The organism is Pseudomonas lini (assembly GCF_964063345.1).
Taxonomy (GTDB): Bacteria; Pseudomonadota; Gammaproteobacteria; order Pseudomonadales; family Pseudomonadaceae; genus Aquipseudomonas; species Aquipseudomonas lini_B.
Map to the genome: position 1 here is coordinate 1,183,777 of NZ_OZ061318.1, position 18,388 is coordinate 1,202,164.

Sequence of the window (18,388 nt, forward strand, 5' to 3'; positions counted from 1 at the left end):
CAAACCAAAGCGGCTGTAAGGTTCTGCACAAAAACTGCCTGCGCGACGATCATGCTGCGTTAAAAACAGGCTCGCAATGCTCATGTAGGTCCCTACACTCCGCTTGCTCGCCTGTTTTTGCCTTGCCTGATCGCCGCTCGGCGAGTTTTCGTACAGCCCCTGCGTCAGCCATTAAAGCTGACCCAGCACCGGAGTGCTCACGCGCACATCGACGTTCTGCCCGCGGTGACGCAGCAGGTGATCCATCAGCACGATGGCCATCATCGCTTCGGCAATCGGCGTGGCGCGGATGCCGACGCACGGGTCGTGACGGCCTTTGGTGACAACCTCAACCGGGTTGCCGTGGATGTCGATGGAACGGCCCGGAGTAGTGATGCTCGAGGTTGGCTTGAGTGCCAGATGCGCAACGATCGGCTGACCGGACGAGATGCCACCGAGAATGCCGCCGGCGTTGTTGCTGAGGAAACCTTCCGGGGTCATTTCATCGCGGTGTTCGGTACCGCGCTGGGCGATGCTGGCAAATCCGGCACCGATTTCCACGCCTTTGACCGCGTTGATGCTCATCAGCGCGTGGGCCAGTTCGGCATCGAGGCGGTCGAAAATCGGCTCGCCCAAGCCAGGCATAACGCCTTCGGCAACCACGGTGATCTTCGCGCCTACCGAATCCTGGTCGCGACGCAACTGGTCCATATAGGCCTCCAGCTCCGGCACTTTGTCCGGATCGGGGCTGAAGAAGGCGTTTTCTTCCACCGAATCCCAGGTCTTGAACGGGATTTCGATCGGGCCGAGTTGGCTCATGTAGCCACGAATGACGATGCCCTGGGTGGCCAGGTACTTTTTCGCAATCGCCCCTGCCGCCACGCGCATGGCGGTTTCACGGGCCGAACTGCGACCGCCGCCGCGGTAATCGCGCTCGCCGTATTTGTGGTGGTAGGTGTAGTCGGCGTGGGCCGGGCGGAACAGATCCTTGATCGCCGAGTAGTCCTTGGACTTCTGGTCGGTGTTGCGAATCAGCAGGCCGATGGCGCAACCGGTGGTGCGGCCTTCGAACACGCCGCTGAGGATTTCGACTTCGTCGGCTTCCTGGCGCTGGGTGGTGTGACGGCTGGTGCCGGGCTTGCGCCGGTCCAGGTCGCGCTGCAGGTCCTCAAGGGAAATCTCCAGGCCCGGCGGGCAGCCATCGACAATGGCGACCAACGCCGGACCATGGCTTTCGCCCGCGGTGGTGACAGTGAACAGCTTGCCGTAGGTATTGCCGGACATGCGGGACGCTCCGTGAAATCGAACTGAAATACGTAATGCGCGCCAGTATACGCAGGCTACCCGACTAGTTCATCCTCGAACCTTATGGGTGCCTGCGAGTCCAACCGGCACCTTGTGGATGATGGCGTGATGATGCTGCGAGTTCTAGCCTTGAGCCTTACCTTGTTTACCGGCTTTGCACAGGCCACTGTCCTGCAACGCCCGATCACTTTGGACACCGGCAGCGGCGAGCTTTTCGGCTCGCTGTTGCTGCCCAAGTCCGACACGCCTGTACCGGTTGTCCTGATCATTTCCGGCTCCGGTCCTACGGACCGTGACGGAAACAATCCCGACGGCGGACGCAACGACAGCCTCAAACGACTGGCCTGGGTGCTGGCCAAACACAACATCGCCAGTGTGCGCTACGACAAGCGCGGCGTGGCGGCGAGCCTGGCTGCGACTCCAGACGAACGCAATCTGTCGGTGGAGGCCTATGTGGCCGACGCCGAAGCCTGGGGCCACAAGCTCAAAACCGATCCGCGCTTTGGCCAACTGATTTTGCTGGGCCACAGCGAAGGTGCTTTGATCGCCAGCCTGGCGGCGCCAAACGTCGATGCCGCGGCGGTGATTTCCATGTCCGGCAGCGCCCGGCCGATCGATCAGGTCCTGCGCCAGCAATTGAGTAATCGCCTTCCGCCTCCCTTGATGCTGCGCAGCAATGAGCTACTCGACAGCCTCAAGGCCGGCCACACCGACGACAACGTGCCCCCGCAATTGCAGGTGATTTTCCGTCCCAGCGTGCAGCCGTATCTGATTTCGTTGTTCCGCCAAGACCCGGCAGCGGCCTTCGCCAAACTGAAGATGCCGGCGCTGATTATCCAGGGCAGCAACGACATTCAGGTCGGCGTCGGTGACGCCCGGGCGCTCAAGGCCGCCAAACCGGACGCCGAACTGGCGCTGATCGAAGGCATGAACCACGTGATGCGCATCGTGCCCAACGACGTGAAGCGGCAATTGGCCTCCTATAAAGATCCGCAATTGCCACTGGCAGCCGAACTCGGCGCGCGAATCCTCGGGTTTATTGACGGACTTCGCACCCGTTAAGCGCTGTCAGAGGGGCGTTCTCAACTAGTTTTCACGCTGGGAAAACTAGTTGAGAACGCCCCTGCCCCTCCAGTCCTGAAAAAAACGGCCGATAAGCCTTTGTCGCCAGCGCAATGGCTGGCGGCAAGCAGGGCTTGGACAGGATCTCGCCGTTATGACTGATACCCAGACTTCACCGGACACCACCGCTGAAAAAGACGCACCGCCAGCGGTCGAGCTGCCGTGGGCGGATGTCCACGTCGAGCACCACAAAATGCTCCGCCTGGCGCCGCTGAAAACCGACCGCAACACTGGCGGACGGCCATTGCGCTTTGTCGAATTTGGTTACGCCGAACGCAATAGCAAGGAACACAGTCTGCTGCGCATGACCATCAAGCTGCCGGGCCAGCGTGTGCGCAAAGAACAGAATCATCTGGACGTGTGGGTTAATCACACGACCAAAGGCGTGCATTTCGAGCCGGAAAGCGGTTTGCAGATCGAGCCGATGAACCGCGGCATCGGGCGCTATATGGCCGCTCAGGGCATTACCTGGGCGAAGAAGAAATGGCCCGCCTACACCGTCGACGCCACCGATCTGAACAACAAGGATGCGCTGAACGAAGACACTCGCCTGCGCCGCGATCACTTTCTGCGGGTGCACGGTTTTGACGTGGTCTACGCCGACGCCCAGCATTTGAAGGGCAGCGTTAAAGAAGTGCAGGTCGGTGATTTGCTCGGCGACTGGAACAGCGAAAAGTTGCAGCAGGTGGAAATCCTCGAAGCCGCGCAGATGCTCCAGCAAGCCGAGCAGAACCTGGCGGAACAGGAAGTCAAACTGAAGAAGCACGAAGAAAAAGTCAGCAAGTACAAACGCGAAGACGCAGGGCTGCGTTTTACCATTACGTGTCTGGTGGCGTTTGCGGTGTTTCAGGCGGGGTTGTTGATCTGGATTGCTACGCACCGTTGAAAACTTGAGACCGCGGCGCGGCCATCGCGGGCAAGCCACGCTCCCACAGGTTTTGTGTCGTGTCTAAATGATGTGGCACACACAAAACCTGTGGGAGCGTGGCTTGCCCGCGATGGCTTTCTATCGTCAGACGCGAGAAGCGAACAACGCCTGATGATTGCGGCACTGCTCCGCTGTCAGCATGAACACCCCATGCCCACCGCGCTCGAACTCCAGCCACGCGAAATCGACTTCCGGGTACAACGCCTCGACGTGAACCTGGCTGTTACCCACCTCGACAATCAGCAAACCCTTCTCGGTCAGATGATCCGCCGCTTCGGCGAGCATGCGACGCACCAGGTTCAAACCGTCATCGCCACAGGCCAGGCCCAACTCCGGTTCGTGCTGATACTCGTCCGGCATGTCGGCGAAATCTTCCGCATCGACGTAAGGCGGGTTCGACACGATCAGGTCGAAACGTTGACCCGGCAAGCCATCGAAACCATCGCCCTGAACGGTGAACACGCGCTCATCGACACCGTGGCGCTCGATGTTCTGGTTCGCCACTTCCAGCGCTTCGAACGATAGATCGGCCAGTACCACTTCAGCGTTCTGGAACTCGTAGGCACAGGCGATGCCGATGCAACCGGAACCTGTGCACAGGTCGAGAATGCGCGCAGGTTCGGCACCCAACCACGGTTCGAAACGCTTTTCGATCAGCTCGCCAATTGGCGAACGCGGGATCAGCACGCGCTCGTCGACAATGAATGACATTCCACAGAACCAGGCTTCGCCCAGCAGGTAAGCTGTCGGAATGCGCTCTTCGATGCGGCGCTTGAGCAAGCGTTGCAGATTGACCAGCTCGTCATCTTCCAGACGGCAATCCAGATAGCTGTCGGCGATTTCCCACGGCAAGTGCAGCGCACCCAATACCAGCTGACGGGCTTCGTCCCAGGCGTTGTCGGTCCCATGGCCGAAAAACAGATCCTCCCCATGGAAGCGGCTGACGGCCCAACGGATATGGTCACGCAGGGTACGAAGTCGGGAAGTGATCACGGGGCAAACTCCAGAAAAAACGACTGACGATTCTAACAGCCAAAAGGCGCCGCGACGACGCAGGAAAAACACCGGACCAGATGTAGGACTCTTCTATTTTTTCAGCAAGCTATTGAACAGAACGAGTATCTTAACGAGGCTGCGACCCAACAACGGCGGTGCCTACGATGGTAGCGATTCACAGAAGCGCTCAGCCAGAGGACAATGTCGCAAAAGCCCCACCCGAAGGAGCCCCAGAATGTCCGTTCCAAAAACGATGTTTCAACTCAGCGGCCGTGGTTATGCAGCGGCCAATCTGGGTCATGCGACCCTTGTCATCATCGATGCCCAGAAAGAATACCTCAGCGGCCCCTTGGCACTGAGCGGCATGGATGCTGCCGTCGCGAACATCAAGCAACTGGTGGCCGCTGCCCGTGCAGCCGGTCGGCCGATCGTGCACGTGCGCCACCTCGGCACTGTCGGTGGACTGTTCGACCCGCAAGGCGAGCGCGGCGAGTTCATCCCCGGGCTCGAGCCACAAGGTGACGAAACCATCATCGGCAAATTGCTACCGAGTGCGTTTCATGGCACCGAACTGCTGGAGCGCCTGCAGAATCTCGGCTCGCTGGACCTTATCGTCTGCGGCTTCATGAGCCATTCCAGCGTCAGCACTACCGTACGCGCCGCAAAGAACCTGGGCTTTCGTTGCACATTGGTTGAAGACGCCTGCGCGACTCGCGACCTGCCTTACAAGGGTGGCGTCCTGAGCGCCGAGCACGTTCAGCACACCGAGATGGCGATTATGGCGGACAATTTCGCCACCCTCGCCCAGACCCACGAACTGATCTGATCACCCCTTCGATGAGCGGTCTATGCCGCCGCTCATCCGCAAAAGCCTCTCATTTGCTGTAATTGCCCTAGCCTCAGGAACATCCCGGTCAACTCCCGGTCGAAGGGCCGATACCCATTGAGGAAGGTCGGAATGAAGTTATCCGATGGTTTTGATGCACGCCGCTTGCGGCCCAAAGGCCAACGCAACTGGCGTTTTCGCTTCGGCGCAGCGTTCGCTGCCTTGCTGGCGACGTGCGGTGTGTTGCTGGCGATGGCCGGCGCGGCCAGCCTGCTGGGCCGGCCACCCGCGTTGGGCGAGTTGAATGCCAGCCCACTGGGCTCGGCGATTATTCTGGCGGTAGGCCTGTTCGTGCTGTACATCGGTGTGTGGCTATGGCGCCGCTGCCGTCGCCGCTCGCGCCAGTCGCGAGAGCTGAACATGTCTCCGCACTTGATGAAAAAACACGACTAAGCCCAACGCCGGACGTTTTGTCGCGCCCGATGCGTCCCGACTTGGGTAAACTGGCCGCCCTTCGCGGAGGCTGACATGCAAGACGACGATTTTTCCCTGTTCAAAAGCGCGATCCAAGGCGTCAAGCCGATCAAGCACGATCGCGCCGAAACCGGCAAACCCAAGGCCGACCGCGCGCAAATTGCCAAGCTGCGCCAGGCCGCCACCGTGCGCACTGATGCCACCACCGTTGACGGGCTGTCCGATCAGTTCGTCATCGATGTCGGTCCCGAAGATGAGCTGATGTGGGCCCGCGACGGCGTCCAGGAAAGCCAGATGCGCAAGCTCAAGATCGGACAGATTCCGTTCGAAGGCAGCCTCGATCTGCATGGCATGAACGTGGAAAAGGCCCGTGAAACCCTGTGGGCCTTTCTGGCCGAAGCGACAAAATTCGAAATCCGCTGCGTACGTGTCACCCATGGCAAAGCGGTTCGCCTGGACGGCAAGCGGCCGATGATCAAGAGTCACGTCAACACGTGGCTACGCCAGCATTCACAGGTACTCGGCTTCACCTCGTGCCAACCGAAACACGGCGGCGCCGGAGCAGTTTATGTGATGCTCAAACGCACCATGATGGAAGGTCGTGACGAGTGATGCCGTCGCTTCACGCTTGCAGCGCCGTGTCCGTCACCGTACCCTTGCCCTTTGCGTAAAATCCCACAGGTAGTTTCATGTCCCTGGAACAGAATTACACCGAGATTCTCGGCCAATTGGGCGAGGACGCCTCCCGCGAGGGCCTGCTCGACACGCCAAAACGTGCCGCCAAAGCCATGCAGTACCTTTGCCGCGGTTATGAACAGACACTGGAAGAGGTTACCAACGGTGCCTTGTTCAGCTCCGACAACAGCGAGATGGTGCTGGTCAAGGACATCGAGCTTTACTCGTTGTGCGAGCACCACATGCTGCCGTTCATCGGCAAGGCCCATGTTGCCTACATCCCGAGCGGCAAGGTTCTGGGGCTGTCGAAAGTCGCGCGCATCGTCGATATGTATGCCCGGCGCCTGCAGATCCAGGAAAACCTCAGCCGCCAGATCGCCGATGCGGTCCAGCAAGTCACCGGCGCCCTGGGCGTTGCCGTGGTGATCGAGGCCAAGCACATGTGCATGATGATGCGCGGTGTGGAGAAACAGAATTCGACGATGATCACCTCAGTGATGCTCGGCGAGTTTCGCGAAAATGCGGCGACCCGCAGCGAGTTTCTCAGCCTGATCAAGTAACTCGCAGCACGAAGAAAACCGGCACTGATCGCCGGTTTTTTTTCGCCTGCGAAAAATCAGGTAAGCTGCGCGCCTTCTGTTTGCTCCTGTGAGGCTTACCCCGTGTTCGTTAAAGCGCTTCGTGTCGGCCTCGGCCAACTGATCATCTTCATCGATTTCATTACTCGCCCAGGCAAAAAGCAGCGCCCCGCCGCCGCTCAGGCTCAGGTCGAAACGGCCGCCAAGGACCTGACCCTGTATCAGTTCCACGCCTGCCCGTTCTGCGTGAAAACCCGCCGCACCCTGCGTCGCCTGAACGTTCCGGTGGCGTTGCGCGATGCGAAGAACAACGAACAGGATCGCCAGGCGCTGCTGGAGCAAGGTGGCAAGATCAAGGTGCCGTGCCTGCGCATCGAAGAGAATGGCCAGACCACCTGGATGTATGAGTCCAAGGTGATCATTGATTATCTGGATAAGCGATTTGCTGCTGCCTGATGGTTTTGTGGTGCTTCGACCGGCCTCATCGCGGGCAAGCCCGCTCCCACAGGGATTTGTAGTGTGAATGGGATCTGTGTTTAAAAAAGATCCACTGTGGGAGCGGGCTTGCTCGCGAAAGCGGTGGGTCAGGCAACATCAATGTTTACTGTGCCGCCGTCTTCGCGAGCAAGTCGAATCGTCGCACCGCCGCTCCCACATGGATTGCGCTTAACTGACTGGCATTGGCCGATTGGCCGGTTTGTTGTTTATACCCTCCCCTCAGGCCACTTCTGCTGCATGTGCCTGCCGCACCACCGTCGCCAATTGCTCGAGCTGCCCACCCTGCGGCACGTTCCACTGCGCCAGATCGGAAAAGGTTGGCGGTGAATCTGGCGCTGGGAAAAAGTCAGGTGGAAGCTGACTGAACGCTCTACCCGCGACATGTGTGTCGACTGATCTAAAGCTATCGCGGGCAAGCCACGCTCCCACAGGGGAATGCACTCACCTGTAGGAGCGAGGCTTGCCCGCGAAGGCGTCCTTCCTGGCGATATATCCCTATTGCCAAACTTTTCGTCTACAAAATCAAAAACATTATTTGCTTTATTTGTATACAAAAGCATAATTCGCTTCGTGCGAGTTCTTGACCAACAGGTCAACAAATTCGCAAGTACCTCAAAGGGTCGCTGCCACCCTCATGGGTCCGGCCCTGGAAATAACAATAAAACTCTTGAGGAGTATTCGCTGTGGAAAGCCGCAAATCCGAAGCCCCGACGCTGGAACTCTCGCCGCCATTACGCAATGGCTGGCTGGAGCGCATCTTCAAACTCAGCTTGCACGGCACCACGGTGAAGACCGAGCTGATCGCCGGTCTGACAACCTTCATCACCATGGCTTACATCATCTTCGTCAACCCGAACATCATGGCCGATGCCGGCATCGACCACGGGGCGGCGTTCGTCGCTACCTGCATCGCTGCCGCGCTGGGTTGCCTGCTGATGGGCCTGTACGCCAACTGGCCGGTCGGCCTGGCACCGGGCATGGGCCTGAACGCGTTCTTCACTTACACCGTGGTCGGCACTATGGGCTACAACTGGGAAACCGCGCTCGGGGCGGTGTTCGTCTCCGGTGTGTTGTTCATGTTCCTGACCTTTTCGCGGATTCGCGAATGGCTGCTCAACAGCATTCCAGTGAGTTTGCGCTTTGCCATGGGCGCCGGTGTGGGCTTGTTTCTGGGGCTGATCGGTTTGAAAACCGCCGGCATCGTTGTCGATAGCCCGGCCACTCTGATCAAGCTTGGTTCCCTGCGCGAGCCTGGCCCGCTGCTGGCGGCCATCTGCTTCCTGATGATTGCCGTGCTCAGCTATCACAAAGTGTTCGGCGCGATCCTCATCAGCATCATCACCGTGACTTTGGCCGGTTGGGGCCTGGGCTTGGTGCACTACGAGGGCATCATGTCTGCCCCGCCGAGCCTGGCACCGACCTGGATGGCCATGAATGTCGCCGGCGTGTTCAACGTCAGCATGATCAGCGTGGTGCTGGCCTTCCTCTTCGTGCACATGTTCGACACCGCTGGCACCCTGATGGGCGTCGCCCAGCGCGCCAACCTGGTGAACGCTGACGGCCGGATCGAAAACCTTTCCCGCGCCATGAAAGCCGACAGCGCTTCCAGCGTATTTGGTGCGGTGGTCGGTGTTCCGCCAGTCACCAGCTATGTGGAAAGTGCCGCGGGTGTAGCAGCGGGTGGTCGGACTGGTCTTACCGCCGTGACCGTAGGTGTGCTATTTATTGCCGCAATGTTTTTCGCACCGCTGGCTGGCATGATCCCCGCTTATGCAACCGCCGGTGCACTGATTTATGTGGCGATGCTGATGATGGGTGGCATGGCGCATATCGAATGGGACGAAGCGACTGACAGCATTCCGGCGATCGTTACCGCGATCATGATGCCACTGACCTTCTCGGTCGCCGACGGCATCGCGCTGGGTTTCATCACTTATGTAGCGTTGAAGGGCGGCACCGGTAAGTACAAGGAAATTTCCGTCAGCCTGTGGGTGCTTTGCGCGATCTTCATCGCCAAGTTCATTTTCTTGTAAGCCGTTTACGATTCAAAAGCAGTGTTTCAAAACAGCCTCACCCCGTCGGGTGAGGCTTCTGTGCAAAGGGAGGAAAGTAATGAGTCTGGAAACCTGGCTGCTGTTCAGCGGCGCTGCGCTGGTGGTGATCCTGATCCCGGGGCCACTGTCTTTGCTGATGATCAGCAACAGTTTGAATTACGGTTTGCGCCGTTCTTACCCAGCGTTTCTGGGAGGCGTGATTGCGTCGATCTGCCTGCTCAGTGCTTCGGCTTTGGGTCTTGGCGCATTGTTGCTGGCGTCGGAACAGCTGTTCAGCGCCCTGAAAATCGTCGGTGCGCTGTACCTGTTCTATCTTGCCTGGCAGAGCTGGCAGCAATCGCGTCAGCCATCCCAAGGCGCCGAAGTGCCCCAAGCTGCACCGGTGCCGCGCTTTCGCGCACTGTTCGGGCGCGCGTTCATGCTCGGCGCTAGCAATCCGAAAGACATTTTGTTCTTCGCCGCTTTCCTGCCGCAGTTTTTGAGTGCCGAGCAACCGTTCCTGCCGCAGTTGCTGGTGATGATTGCCACCTGGACCGTGCTTGATCTGCTGTGCAAATTGGCTTATGGCCTCGGTGCCCACGGCGCGGCGCGGTATCTGCGTAGCGGCAAGGGGCAGAGCTGGTTTAACCGGGTGAGTGCGGGGTTGTTCAGTGGGGCCGGTGCCGCTTCATTATTGAGCCGCTAAAAGCTTCGCGGGCAAGCCTCGCTCCTACATTGATCTGTGTCGTTCACTAATCCCCTGTAGGAGCGAGGCTTGCCCGCGAAGGGTCCCTCCCATGCACCACATTCCTCAGGACAAAAAAAACCCGCAGTGTGAGCGGGCGAAAGACCAAAGAAGCTATATGCGCAGTCGCTTCTCGGAGGAGGCAGCTGCTTGGGGGATCAACTGCCTCGATACGTCGAATAGCTATACGGCGAAATCAACAACGGCACATGGTAGTGATCCTGCTCCGCGGAGATGCCGAAACGCAGCACCACCACATCCAGGAACGCAGGCTCAGGCAACTGAACCCCACGGGCGCGGTAGTAATCACCCGCGTGAAACTGAAGCTGATAAACCCCGGACCGATAGTCAGCGCCTTGCAGCAGCGGCGAATCGACACGGCCATCGCTGTTGGTAATCACAGTGGCGACCCATTCCAGCTGCGAACCTTCAACGCGGTACAACTCGACCTTGATCGAACTGCCTGGGCAACCGTGTGCAGCGTCCAAAACGTGTGTAGTCAAACGTCCCATTGATTCTGCGCGCCTGCCTGCGTGGAGCAGTCAGACCTCGCGCCTCCCGAAGTCAGTTGAAAAGGAGACCGCACCGTTTCGGAGCACGAAAAGCTGCGGCGAGCGACTGATTAAGACACTTTTCATAAAAATTGTACACAATAAAAACGACATTTTTACCGCTACCGCCGTCATTCAGGGTTTACCAGCCAATCTTGCGCCGAACCATGAGATCAGAGGACCTCCTATCCATTAGCTGACCAGTCAGGCAGGTTTCTTGCAGTACCCTTCAAAGTGGGCAGTCAGTGAAAAATGCAAAAAATCAGGCTTACAAAGTGAATATAAAGTTGTATACAATCACTCCATCGCTGTGACGCCAGCCTGCCCTCTCATCGCCAGGCCGCCACACACACCCTGACTTTGAATAAGTCGACACGAACAAGAAGGAAGACTGCAGTGAGCGCTGACTATCCACGCGACCTGATCGGTTACGGCAGTAACCCTCCTCACCCACACTGGCCGGGCAATGCCCGCATCGCGCTGTCCTTCGTGCTCAATTACGAGGAAGGTGGCGAGCGCAATATCCTGCACGGCGATAAAGAGTCCGAAGCTTTCCTCTCGGAGATGGTCTCGGCGCAGCCGCTGCAAGGCGAGCGCAACATGAGCATGGAATCCCTTTACGAGTATGGCAGCCGTGCCGGCGTCTGGCGGGTTCTGAAACTGTTCAAGGAATTCGACATTCCGCTGACCATCTTCGCCGTGGCCATGGCCGCCCAGCGCCACCCGGACGTGATCCGCGCGATGGTCGAGGCCGGCCACGAGATCTGCAGCCACGGCTACCGCTGGATCGACTACCAGTACATGGACGAAGCGCAGGAACGCGAGCACATGCTCGAAGCGATCCGCGTCCTCACCGAAATCACCGGCGAGCGCCCACTGGGTTGGTACACCGGCCGCACCGGCCCGAACACCCGTCGGCTGGTGATGGAAGAAGGCGGTTTCCTCTACGACTGCGACACCTACGACGACGACCTGCCCTACTGGGAACCGAACAACCCGACCGGCAAGGCGCATCTGGTGATTCCGTACACCCTGGACACCAACGACATGCGCTTCACCCAGGTCCAGGGCTTCAACAAGGGCGACGATTTCTTTGAATACCTGAAAGACGCGTTCGATGTGCTGTATGCCGAAGGCGCCGAAGCACCGAAGATGTTGTCGATCGGCCTGCACTGCCGGCTGATCGGCCGTCCGGCGCGTCTGGCCTCGCTCAAACGCTTTATCGAATACGCTAAAAGTCATGAACAGGTGTGGTTCAGCCGTCGCGTCGACATCGCTCGCCACTGGCACCAAACCCACCCGTATCAAGGGGCCGAAAAATGAGCCGCTTCCAAACCCTGAAACCATCGTCCCTGAGTCGCGACGCGTTTGTCGCTGCCTTCGCCGACATCTACGAACATTCGCCATGGGTGGCCGAAAAGGCCTTCGATCTGGGCCAGGACGCTTCGATCGACGAGATCGAAACCCTGCACCAGCGCATGAGCGACATCCTGTTGAGCGCCGATCACACAAGCCAGCTTGAGCTGGTCGTCGCTCACCCGGACCTGGCCGGCAAAGCCGCCGTCCAGGGCCAGCTTACCGCAGCCAGCACTGAAGAACAGTCTGGCGCGGGTATTCACCAATGCACGGCCGAAGAGTTTTCTCGCTTCACCGAGCTGAACGACGCCTACAAAGCCAAGTTCAAGTTTCCCTTCATCATGGCGGTAAAAGGCAGCAACCGGCATCAGATCCTCGCAGCGTTCGAAACGCGCATTCACAACTCGGTCGACACCGAATTCAAATGCGCGCTGGCGGAGATCAACAAGATCGCGTTGTTCCGATTACTGACTCTTTAGCAAGCTTGGCCCGAGCGTAAATGAACGTAAACATCGCCCAGGGCCCTGCAAGCATCCCAAGCCAACTTATTAAAGGCAGACAAGAAGAATGAAAGCTTACGCCGTACCTTTCGAGAAGTTCGTCAACCTGGCCGACGCCCGACTGGGCACCAAAATCATCTCGGTCACCGATGACTGGTTCGCAGACGCCAACCGTCTGTTCCAACCGACCCCGGCCGTGTGGAAGGAGGGCGTGTTCGATGACAACGGCAAGTGGATGGATGGCTGGGAGTCGCGCCGCAAGCGCTTCGAAGGCTACGACAGCGCGGTGATCCGCCTGGGCGTACCGGGCTCGATCAAAGGCGTGGACATCGACACTTCATTCTTCACCGGCAACTTCCCGCCATCGGCCTCCCTGGAAGCCTGCTTCCTGGCCTCGGGCGAGCCGGACGAAAACACTCAGTGGACTGAAGTGCTGTCGGCCGTCGAGTTGCAAGGCAACAGCCACCACTACCACGAAATCAACAACGACCAGGCCTTCAGCCACCTGCGCTTCAACATCTACCCGGATGGCGGCGTGGCCCGTCTGCGTGTTTACGGTGTTCCGTTCCGCGACTGGTCCGCTGTGGGCGACAACGAGCAGATCGATCTGGCAGCAGCCCTGAACGGTGGCCGTGCACTGGCCTGCTCCGATGAACACTTCGGCCGCATGAGCAACATCCTCAACCCGGGCCGTGGCATCAACATGGGCGACGGCTGGGAAACCGCGCGTCGTCGTACGCCGGGCAATGACTGGGTAATCGTCGCGCTGGGTCATGCCGGCGAGATCGAGAAAGTCATCGTCGACACCCTGCACTTCAAGGGTAACTACCCGGACACCTGTTCGATCCAGGGTGCATTCGTGAAGGGCGGCACCGACAGCCAGATCGAAACCCAATCGCTGTTCTGGCGCGAACTGCTGCCAAGCCAGAAGCTGGAAATGCACGCCGAACACACCTTCGCCGAGCAGATCAAGGCGCTGGGCCCGATCACTCACATCCGCCTGAACGTGTTCCCGGATGGGGGTGTGAGCCGCCTGCGCGTTTTGGGCAAGGTCGCAAAATAAGCGTCGCCCCAATCGCGGGCAAGCCCGCTCCCACAAGGAGTTGTGGCGCTCACAAAACCTGTGGGAGCGGGCTTGCCCGCGATGGCGATAGAACAAACAACACAGAATTCGGAAAAGAAGACCAGCATGCGCACACTAACGATTGAACCGCTGACCAAAGAAGCCTTCGCCCCTTTCGGTGACGTGATCGAAACCGACGGCAGCGATCACTTCATGATCAACAACGGTTCGACCATGCGCTTTCATAAACTGGCGACGGTGGAAACCGCCACGCCAGAGGACAAGGCGATCATCAGCATCTTCCGCGCCGACGCGCAGGACATGCCGCTGACCGTCTGCATGCTGGAGCGTCACCCGCTGGGCAGCCAGGCTTTCATTCCGCTGCTCGGCAACCCCTTTCTGATCGTGGTCGCGCCACTTGGCGATGAACCTGTATCAGGCTTGGTCCGCGCCTTCGTCACCAACGGCAGGCAGGGCATTAATTACCATCGCGGCGTTTGGCACCATCCGGTGCTGACGATCGAAAAGCGGGATGACTTCCTGGTGGTTGATCGCAGTGGCACAGGCAATAACTGCGATGAGCATTTTTTCAAAGAGGATGAGCGTTTGATCCTCGCCCCCCACCAATAAGAGAAGGTCTGATCACTCGACGACAGAGTGACAGGCGAGAGGTAAAGACTGTGGAAGCACATCTGTTGGAATGGCTGAACCTGAGCGTGCGCTGGGTTCACATGATTACTGGCGTGGCCTGGATCGGCGCATCGTTCTATTTCGTCTGGCTGGAAAACAACCTCAATCGGGTCAATCCGAAAAACGGGCTGGCGGGCGATTTGTGGGCGATCCACGGCGGCGGTATCTATCACCTGGAAAAATACAAACTGGCTCCACCGACCATGCCGGACAACCTGCATTGGTTCAAATGGGAAGCCTACTTCACCTGGCTGTCGGGGGTCGCGCTGCTCTGCGTGGTGTTCTACTCCAACCCGACGCTGTACTTGCTCGCGCCGGGCAGCAGCCTGACCGGACCTGAAGGTGTTCTACTTGGCATCGGTTCGCTGTTCATCGGCTGGTTCGTCTACTCCTTCCTCTGCGACTCGGCCCTGGGCAAACGCCCTGCCCTGCTCGGCTTTATCCTGTTCGTGCTGATCATTGGCGCCGCTTACGGTTTCAGCAAAGTATTCAGCGGTCGTGGTGCGTACCTGCATGTCGGCGCGATCATCGGCACCATCATGGTCGGCAACGTGTTCCGTATCATCATGCCGGCGCAGCGCGCACTGGTGGCGGCGATCGCCGAGAACCGCACGCCCGATCCAGCGCTGCCGGCCAAAGGCTTGCTGCGTTCGCGTCACAACAACTACTTCACCTTGCCGGTGCTGTTCATCATGATCAGCAACCACTTCCCGAGCACCTACGGCAGCCAATACAACTGGCTGATCCTGGCCGGGATCGCGGTGTTGGCGGTGTTGGTGCGTCACTACTTCAACACCCGCCACGACAGCCACAAGTTTGCCTGGACCTTGCCCGTTGCGGCGGTCGGCATGATCTGCCTGGCCTACGTGACCGGGCCGGCGCCGATGTCCAGCGCACCTGAAGTGGCCAAGGCGCCTGGGACCATCGAGTACCAGCCGCTGCCGGAAACCGCCCTCGGGGGTGGCAAGAAACCGGCTGAAGCTGCACCGGCGGCGGCCCCTGAAACGGCACCCGCTCAAGCGTCAAATGCCGGCCCGGACTTTGACAAGGTGCACAACGTGATCCAGGAGCGCTGCACGGTCTGCCATTCGGCCAAACCCACCAGCCCGCTGTTCAGCGCGGCACCGGCCGGCGTGATGTTCGATACGCCCGAACAGATCAAGCTCCAGGCCCCGCGCATCCAGGCACAGGCTGTTGCCAGCCAGATCATGCCACTGGGCAACATCACCCAGATGACCCAACAGGAACGTGACTTGATCGGTGCGTGGATTGTTCAGGGAGCCCAAACCCAATAAGCAACACAAAAGCCTGTGACAAGCGGGCTTTTGTGGCGAGGGAGCTTGCTCCCGCTGGACTGCGCAGCAGTCCCATCGTGGGGCCGCTTCGCGACCCAGCGGGAGCAAGCTCCCTCGCCACAGGTTGCCTGATGCTGCCACGCCCACCCGCACTGACACACTAAAAACACAAAACCCTGTGGGAGCGAGCCTGCTCGCCCCCACAGTGGCAGCTGCCTGCGCCTCAAACAATAAAAACAAGAGGGAGCAACAGATGATTCGTACCCCGACAAGCCTGTCGTTCAACGACGCCAGGCTGACCGCCGACAACCGTGCCCCAAACCTGTCCCCGACGCTCTGTTGCGGAGCACTTGAGCCATGGCGCGGGAGTCAGTATTCTCCGCGCCCGCTCGAGTTCGGTCTAAAAAAAAGCGCGAATTTAATTCCTGACCAGAAAGCCAACTTACCCCGGCTCTGGACCGTACCAAGGCACCCCAAAATGACGCTCAATCGACTGTTTTCGAACAGCCGAACGGGCGTTTTTTGGCTTTTTGAAAGCCTTGGCTCAGCTCTTGCTAACAGCATCAAAGCTGACCGAATGGATGATTTTTTACAGCAGCAACAAAAGGCGCCACACCAGAGCACCGACCTTAGAAAAATAACGTGGAACCACCTACTTTTTGGGAGCAACCGAATGAAACGTACGTGCACCAGCCTGATGCTCGCGGGATCCTTGCTGGCCGGAGGCCAGGCAATGGCCGGCGACTTGCTGCAATGGCAGAACAACAGCCTGACCTACCTTTATGGCAAGGACTTCCAGGTCAACCCGCGCATTCAGCAAACCGTCACCTTCGAGCACGCCGATGCCTGGAAATACGGGGATAACTTCTTCTTCCTCGACAAGATCTTCTACAACGGCGAAAAAGACTTCAACGCCGGCCCAAACACCTATTACGGGGAGTTCCAGCCGCGTATTTCGCTGGGCAAGGTCCTCGACCAGAAGATCGAATTCGGCCCGGTCAAAGACGTGCTGCTGGCCATGACGTACGAGTTCGGTGAAGGCGATACCGAGTCTTACCTGATCGGTCCGGGCTTCGATTTGGCGATTCCCGGGTTCGACTACTTCCAGCTGAACTTCTACCAGCGTCATACCGAAGGCAGCCGCCCGGGTGACAACGTCTGGCAGATCACGCCGGTCTGGTCCTACACCATTCCAGTGGGCGATTCGAACATCCTGATCGATGGTTTCATGGACTGGGTGGTCGACAACGACAAGAACAGCAAAGGCACCTACCACGCCAACCTGCACTTCAACCCACAGATCAAATACGACTTGGGTAAAGCCCTGAACATAGGCGAGAAGCAGTTGTACGTCGGCGTCGAGTACGACTACTGGTCAGACAAGTACGGGATCAAGGACAGCCAGTACTTCAAGACCGATCAGAGCAACACGAGCTTCCTGGTGAAGTTCCACTTCTAATCGTAAAAGCTTCGCGGGCAAGCCACGCTCCCACAGATTTTGTGTCGTTCACATCATCGGCGAACGATACAAAACCTGTGGGAGCGAGGCTTGCCCGCGATGGCTGCACCACAAATCTCAAGCCGAAACCGCAGGCTCCACCAACCCCAGAAACCGGCACAACTCATCGCGCTTGGCCAACGCATCGCGCCGCCCCAGATCGATCAACTCGCTGCAATACCCCGCCTCGAACAACAGATAACTCAGCACCCCCGCCCCGCTGGTCTTGGTCGCCCCTGGCCCGCGCAAAAACAGACGCAAGGCCGCCGGTAATTCCTGGCGATGCCGCGCTGCAATTTCATCGATCGGCTGACTCGGCGAAATCACCAGCACCTCCACCGGCGCTGCTCCCAATGCACGACTCGGCGTGCCGTCGGGCAGCAGATGGCTGAACTGGTTCAGACGCTGCAGCAACTCGATGTCACTTTCCAGGCTGTCAATGAACGTACTGTTGAGCATGTGCCCGCCGATTTGTGCCAGGGTCGGCTGCTGACCGGTGTAGGCACGTTGCAGCGGCTGTTGCGGGTCGACCGCGCGCGGGTTGCCGCTGACGCCCACCACCAGCACGCGGCTGGCACCCAGGTGCAGGGCCGGGCTGATCGGTGCCGATTGGCGTACCGCGCCATCGCCGAAATATTCTTCGCCGATTTTCACCGGCGCAAACAGCAACGGAATCGCCGAACTGGCCAGCAAATGTTCGACGCTCAATTGGGTCGGCACGCCGATTCGCCGATGACGCAACCAGGACTCGATGGTGCCGCCGCCCTGATAAAACGTGACGGCCTGGCCGGACTCATAGCCAAACGCCGTGACCGCTACCGCCTTCAATTGCTTTTGCGCGATGGCCTCGGCAATCCCGGACATGTGCAGTTTGTCGTTGAGCAAACCGCGCAGCGGCGAGCTGTTGAGCAGGGCCACTGGCACCTGAGCGCCAATCCCCAGCAAACTGTGACTGACAAACCGGGTGGCTTGATGGATCACCCCCGGCCAGTCGCTGCGCAATACCAGATGACTGCGGAAACCCTGCCAGAAAGCGGTCAGGCGCTGAATCGCGCCGCGAAAGTCCATTGCCCCACTGGCCAGGCTGACCGCGTTGATCGCGCCGGCCGAGGTGCCGACGATGACCGGAAACGGATTCGCCGCCCCCACCGGCAGCAGCTCGGCAATCGCCGCCAGCACGCCCACCTGATAAGCCGCCCGAGCCCCGCCGCCGGAAAGTATCAACCCTGTAACCGGTTCAGCAGAACTCATCGCAACACTCCATGGTGCTTAAAGG

The 18,388-nt window shown here is 59.0% G+C and carries 19 protein-coding genes; 15 read left to right on the top strand and 4 right to left on the bottom strand.

Going from position 1 to position 18,388, the window contains the following annotated elements:
• Positions 1 to 171: 171 nt before the first annotated feature.
• Entirely contained in the window at positions 172 to 1,263 is a 1,092-nt protein-coding gene (aroC, locus tag AB3226_RS05440; RefSeq protein WP_030131637.1) for a chorismate synthase, read from the bottom strand.
• Between the two features lie 84 nt (positions 1,264 to 1,347).
• On the opposite strand from aroC, the gene AB3226_RS05445 reads away from it, so the two are divergent.
• Both AB3226_RS05445 and AB3226_RS05450 read left to right on the top strand, forming a co-directional pair.
• Positions 1,348 to 2,346 (top strand): alpha/beta hydrolase, encoded by a 999-nt coding sequence (locus tag AB3226_RS05445; protein WP_367372309.1) that lies wholly within the window; start codon positions 1,348 to 1,350, stop codon positions 2,344 to 2,346.
• Between the two features lie 154 nt (positions 2,347 to 2,500).
• Positions 2,501 to 3,292, top strand: coding sequence for a hypothetical protein (locus AB3226_RS05450; RefSeq protein ID WP_367372310.1), 792 nt, complete (start codon positions 2,501 to 2,503; stop codon positions 3,290 to 3,292).
• A gap of 126 nt (positions 3,293 to 3,418) precedes the next feature.
• On the opposite strand, the gene prmB is transcribed toward AB3226_RS05450, so the two are convergent.
• Positions 3,419 to 4,327, bottom strand: a complete 909-nt coding sequence (prmB, locus tag AB3226_RS05455; RefSeq protein ID WP_367372311.1) for a 50S ribosomal protein L3 N(5)-glutamine methyltransferase — start codon at positions 4,325 to 4,327, stop codon at positions 3,419 to 3,421.
• Between the two features lie 238 nt (positions 4,328 to 4,565).
• Between prmB and AB3226_RS05460 the strand changes: the two genes are divergently transcribed.
• The 7 genes from AB3226_RS05460 to AB3226_RS05490 all read left to right on the top strand — a co-directional run bounded on the left by AB3226_RS05460 (position 4,566) and on the right by AB3226_RS05490 (position 10,120).
• Positions 4,566 to 5,156, top strand: coding sequence for a cysteine hydrolase family protein (locus AB3226_RS05460; protein WP_367372312.1), 591 nt, complete (start codon positions 4,566 to 4,568; stop codon positions 5,154 to 5,156).
• Between the two features lie 132 nt (positions 5,157 to 5,288).
• Positions 5,289 to 5,609, top strand: a complete 321-nt coding sequence (locus AB3226_RS05465; protein ID WP_010456650.1) for a hypothetical protein — start codon at positions 5,289 to 5,291, stop codon at positions 5,607 to 5,609.
• Positions 5,610 to 5,684: 75 nt separating this feature from the next.
• Positions 5,685 to 6,242 (top strand): Smr/MutS family protein, encoded by a 558-nt coding sequence (locus AB3226_RS05470; protein WP_007898817.1) that lies wholly within the window; start codon positions 5,685 to 5,687, stop codon positions 6,240 to 6,242.
• Positions 6,243 to 6,319: 77 nt separating this feature from the next.
• Complete coding sequence (gene folE / locus AB3226_RS05475; protein ID WP_007898818.1) at positions 6,320 to 6,865, top strand: GTP cyclohydrolase I FolE; 546 nt, start codon at positions 6,320 to 6,322, stop codon at positions 6,863 to 6,865.
• Positions 6,866 to 6,967: 102 nt separating this feature from the next.
• On the top strand, positions 6,968 to 7,339 hold the full coding sequence (locus AB3226_RS05480) for a glutathione S-transferase N-terminal domain-containing protein (RefSeq protein WP_129436949.1): 372 nt from the start codon (positions 6,968 to 6,970) through the stop codon (positions 7,337 to 7,339).
• 755 nt (positions 7,340 to 8,094) lie between these two features.
• Entirely contained in the window at positions 8,095 to 9,414 is a 1,320-nt protein-coding gene (locus AB3226_RS05485; protein ID WP_367375758.1) for an NCS2 family permease, read from the top strand.
• A 79-nt stretch (positions 9,415 to 9,493) separates the two neighbouring features.
• Positions 9,494 to 10,120, top strand: a complete 627-nt coding sequence (locus tag AB3226_RS05490) for a LysE family translocator (protein ID WP_367372313.1) — start codon at positions 9,494 to 9,496, stop codon at positions 10,118 to 10,120.
• 197 nt (positions 10,121 to 10,317) lie between these two features.
• On the opposite strand, the gene uraH is transcribed toward AB3226_RS05490, so the two are convergent.
• Positions 10,318 to 10,671: a hydroxyisourate hydrolase gene (gene uraH, locus AB3226_RS05495; RefSeq protein WP_367372314.1), complete on the bottom strand. Its 354-nt coding sequence runs from the start codon at positions 10,669 to 10,671 to the stop codon at positions 10,318 to 10,320.
• A gap of 435 nt (positions 10,672 to 11,106) precedes the next feature.
• On the opposite strand from uraH, the gene puuE reads away from it, so the two are divergent.
• From puuE to AB3226_RS05525, 6 genes are all read left to right on the top strand, one after another.
• A complete protein-coding gene (gene puuE / locus AB3226_RS05500) occupies positions 11,107 to 12,033 on the top strand; it encodes an allantoinase PuuE (protein WP_367372315.1) in 927 nt (308 codons plus the stop codon).
• Positions 12,030 to 12,545, top strand: a complete 516-nt coding sequence (uraD, locus tag AB3226_RS05505; RefSeq protein ID WP_367372316.1) for a 2-oxo-4-hydroxy-4-carboxy-5-ureidoimidazoline decarboxylase — start codon at positions 12,030 to 12,032, stop codon at positions 12,543 to 12,545. Before puuE ends, uraD begins: the two co-directional genes overlap by 4 nt.
• An 88-nt stretch (positions 12,546 to 12,633) precedes the next feature.
• Positions 12,634 to 13,629, top strand: a complete 996-nt coding sequence (gene alc / locus AB3226_RS05510; RefSeq protein ID WP_367372317.1) for an allantoicase — start codon at positions 12,634 to 12,636, stop codon at positions 13,627 to 13,629.
• Between the two features lie 126 nt (positions 13,630 to 13,755).
• A complete protein-coding gene (locus tag AB3226_RS05515; protein ID WP_007898831.1) occupies positions 13,756 to 14,259 on the top strand; it encodes an ureidoglycolate lyase in 504 nt (167 codons plus the stop codon).
• Between the two features lie 50 nt (positions 14,260 to 14,309).
• On the top strand, positions 14,310 to 15,614 hold the full coding sequence (locus AB3226_RS05520) for a urate hydroxylase PuuD (protein ID WP_367372318.1): 1,305 nt from the start codon (positions 14,310 to 14,312) through the stop codon (positions 15,612 to 15,614).
• Positions 15,615 to 16,287: 673 nt separating this feature from the next.
• Positions 16,288 to 17,073 (top strand): outer membrane protein OmpK, encoded by a 786-nt coding sequence (locus AB3226_RS05525; RefSeq protein ID WP_367372319.1) that lies wholly within the window; start codon positions 16,288 to 16,290, stop codon positions 17,071 to 17,073.
• A gap of 117 nt (positions 17,074 to 17,190) precedes the next feature.
• Here the strand turns inward: AB3226_RS05525 and AB3226_RS05530 are convergent, their stop codons facing one another.
• A complete protein-coding gene (locus AB3226_RS05530; protein ID WP_367372320.1) occupies positions 17,191 to 18,363 on the bottom strand; it encodes a patatin-like phospholipase family protein in 1,173 nt (390 codons plus the stop codon).
• Positions 18,364 to 18,388 lie beyond the last annotated feature (25 nt).

Bases quoted from the DNA above. Each gene is read 5' to 3' on its own strand.
- AB3226_RS05445 (WP_367372309.1), top strand. From the start codon at position 1,348: ATGGGTGCCTGCGAGTCCAACCGGCACCTTGTGGATGATGGCGTGATG.
- AB3226_RS05515 (WP_007898831.1), top strand. From the start codon at position 13,756: ATGCGCACACTAACGATTGAACCGCTGACCAAAGAAGCCTTCGCCCCT.
- AB3226_RS05465 (WP_010456650.1), top strand. From the start codon at position 5,289: ATGAAGTTATCCGATGGTTTTGATGCACGCCGCTTGCGGCCCAAAGGC.
- folE (WP_007898818.1), top strand. From the start codon at position 6,320: ATGTCCCTGGAACAGAATTACACCGAGATTCTCGGCCAATTGGGCGAG.
- uraH (WP_367372314.1), bottom strand. From the start codon at position 10,671: ATGGGACGTTTGACTACACACGTTTTGGACGCTGCACACGGTTGCCCA.
- AB3226_RS05490 (WP_367372313.1), top strand. From the start codon at position 9,494: ATGAGTCTGGAAACCTGGCTGCTGTTCAGCGGCGCTGCGCTGGTGGTG.
- AB3226_RS05525 (WP_367372319.1), top strand. From the start codon at position 16,288: ATGAAACGTACGTGCACCAGCCTGATGCTCGCGGGATCCTTGCTGGCC.
- AB3226_RS05530 (WP_367372320.1), bottom strand. From the start codon at position 18,363: ATGAGTTCTGCTGAACCGGTTACAGGGTTGATACTTTCCGGCGGCGGG.
- AB3226_RS05450 (WP_367372310.1), top strand. From the start codon at position 2,501: ATGACTGATACCCAGACTTCACCGGACACCACCGCTGAAAAAGACGCA.
- AB3226_RS05470 (WP_007898817.1), top strand. From the start codon at position 5,685: ATGCAAGACGACGATTTTTCCCTGTTCAAAAGCGCGATCCAAGGCGTC.
- AB3226_RS05460 (WP_367372312.1), top strand. From the start codon at position 4,566: ATGTCCGTTCCAAAAACGATGTTTCAACTCAGCGGCCGTGGTTATGCA.
- aroC (WP_030131637.1), bottom strand. From the start codon at position 1,263: ATGTCCGGCAATACCTACGGCAAGCTGTTCACTGTCACCACCGCGGGC.
- uraD (WP_367372316.1), top strand. From the start codon at position 12,030: ATGAGCCGCTTCCAAACCCTGAAACCATCGTCCCTGAGTCGCGACGCG.
- alc (WP_367372317.1), top strand. From the start codon at position 12,634: ATGAAAGCTTACGCCGTACCTTTCGAGAAGTTCGTCAACCTGGCCGAC.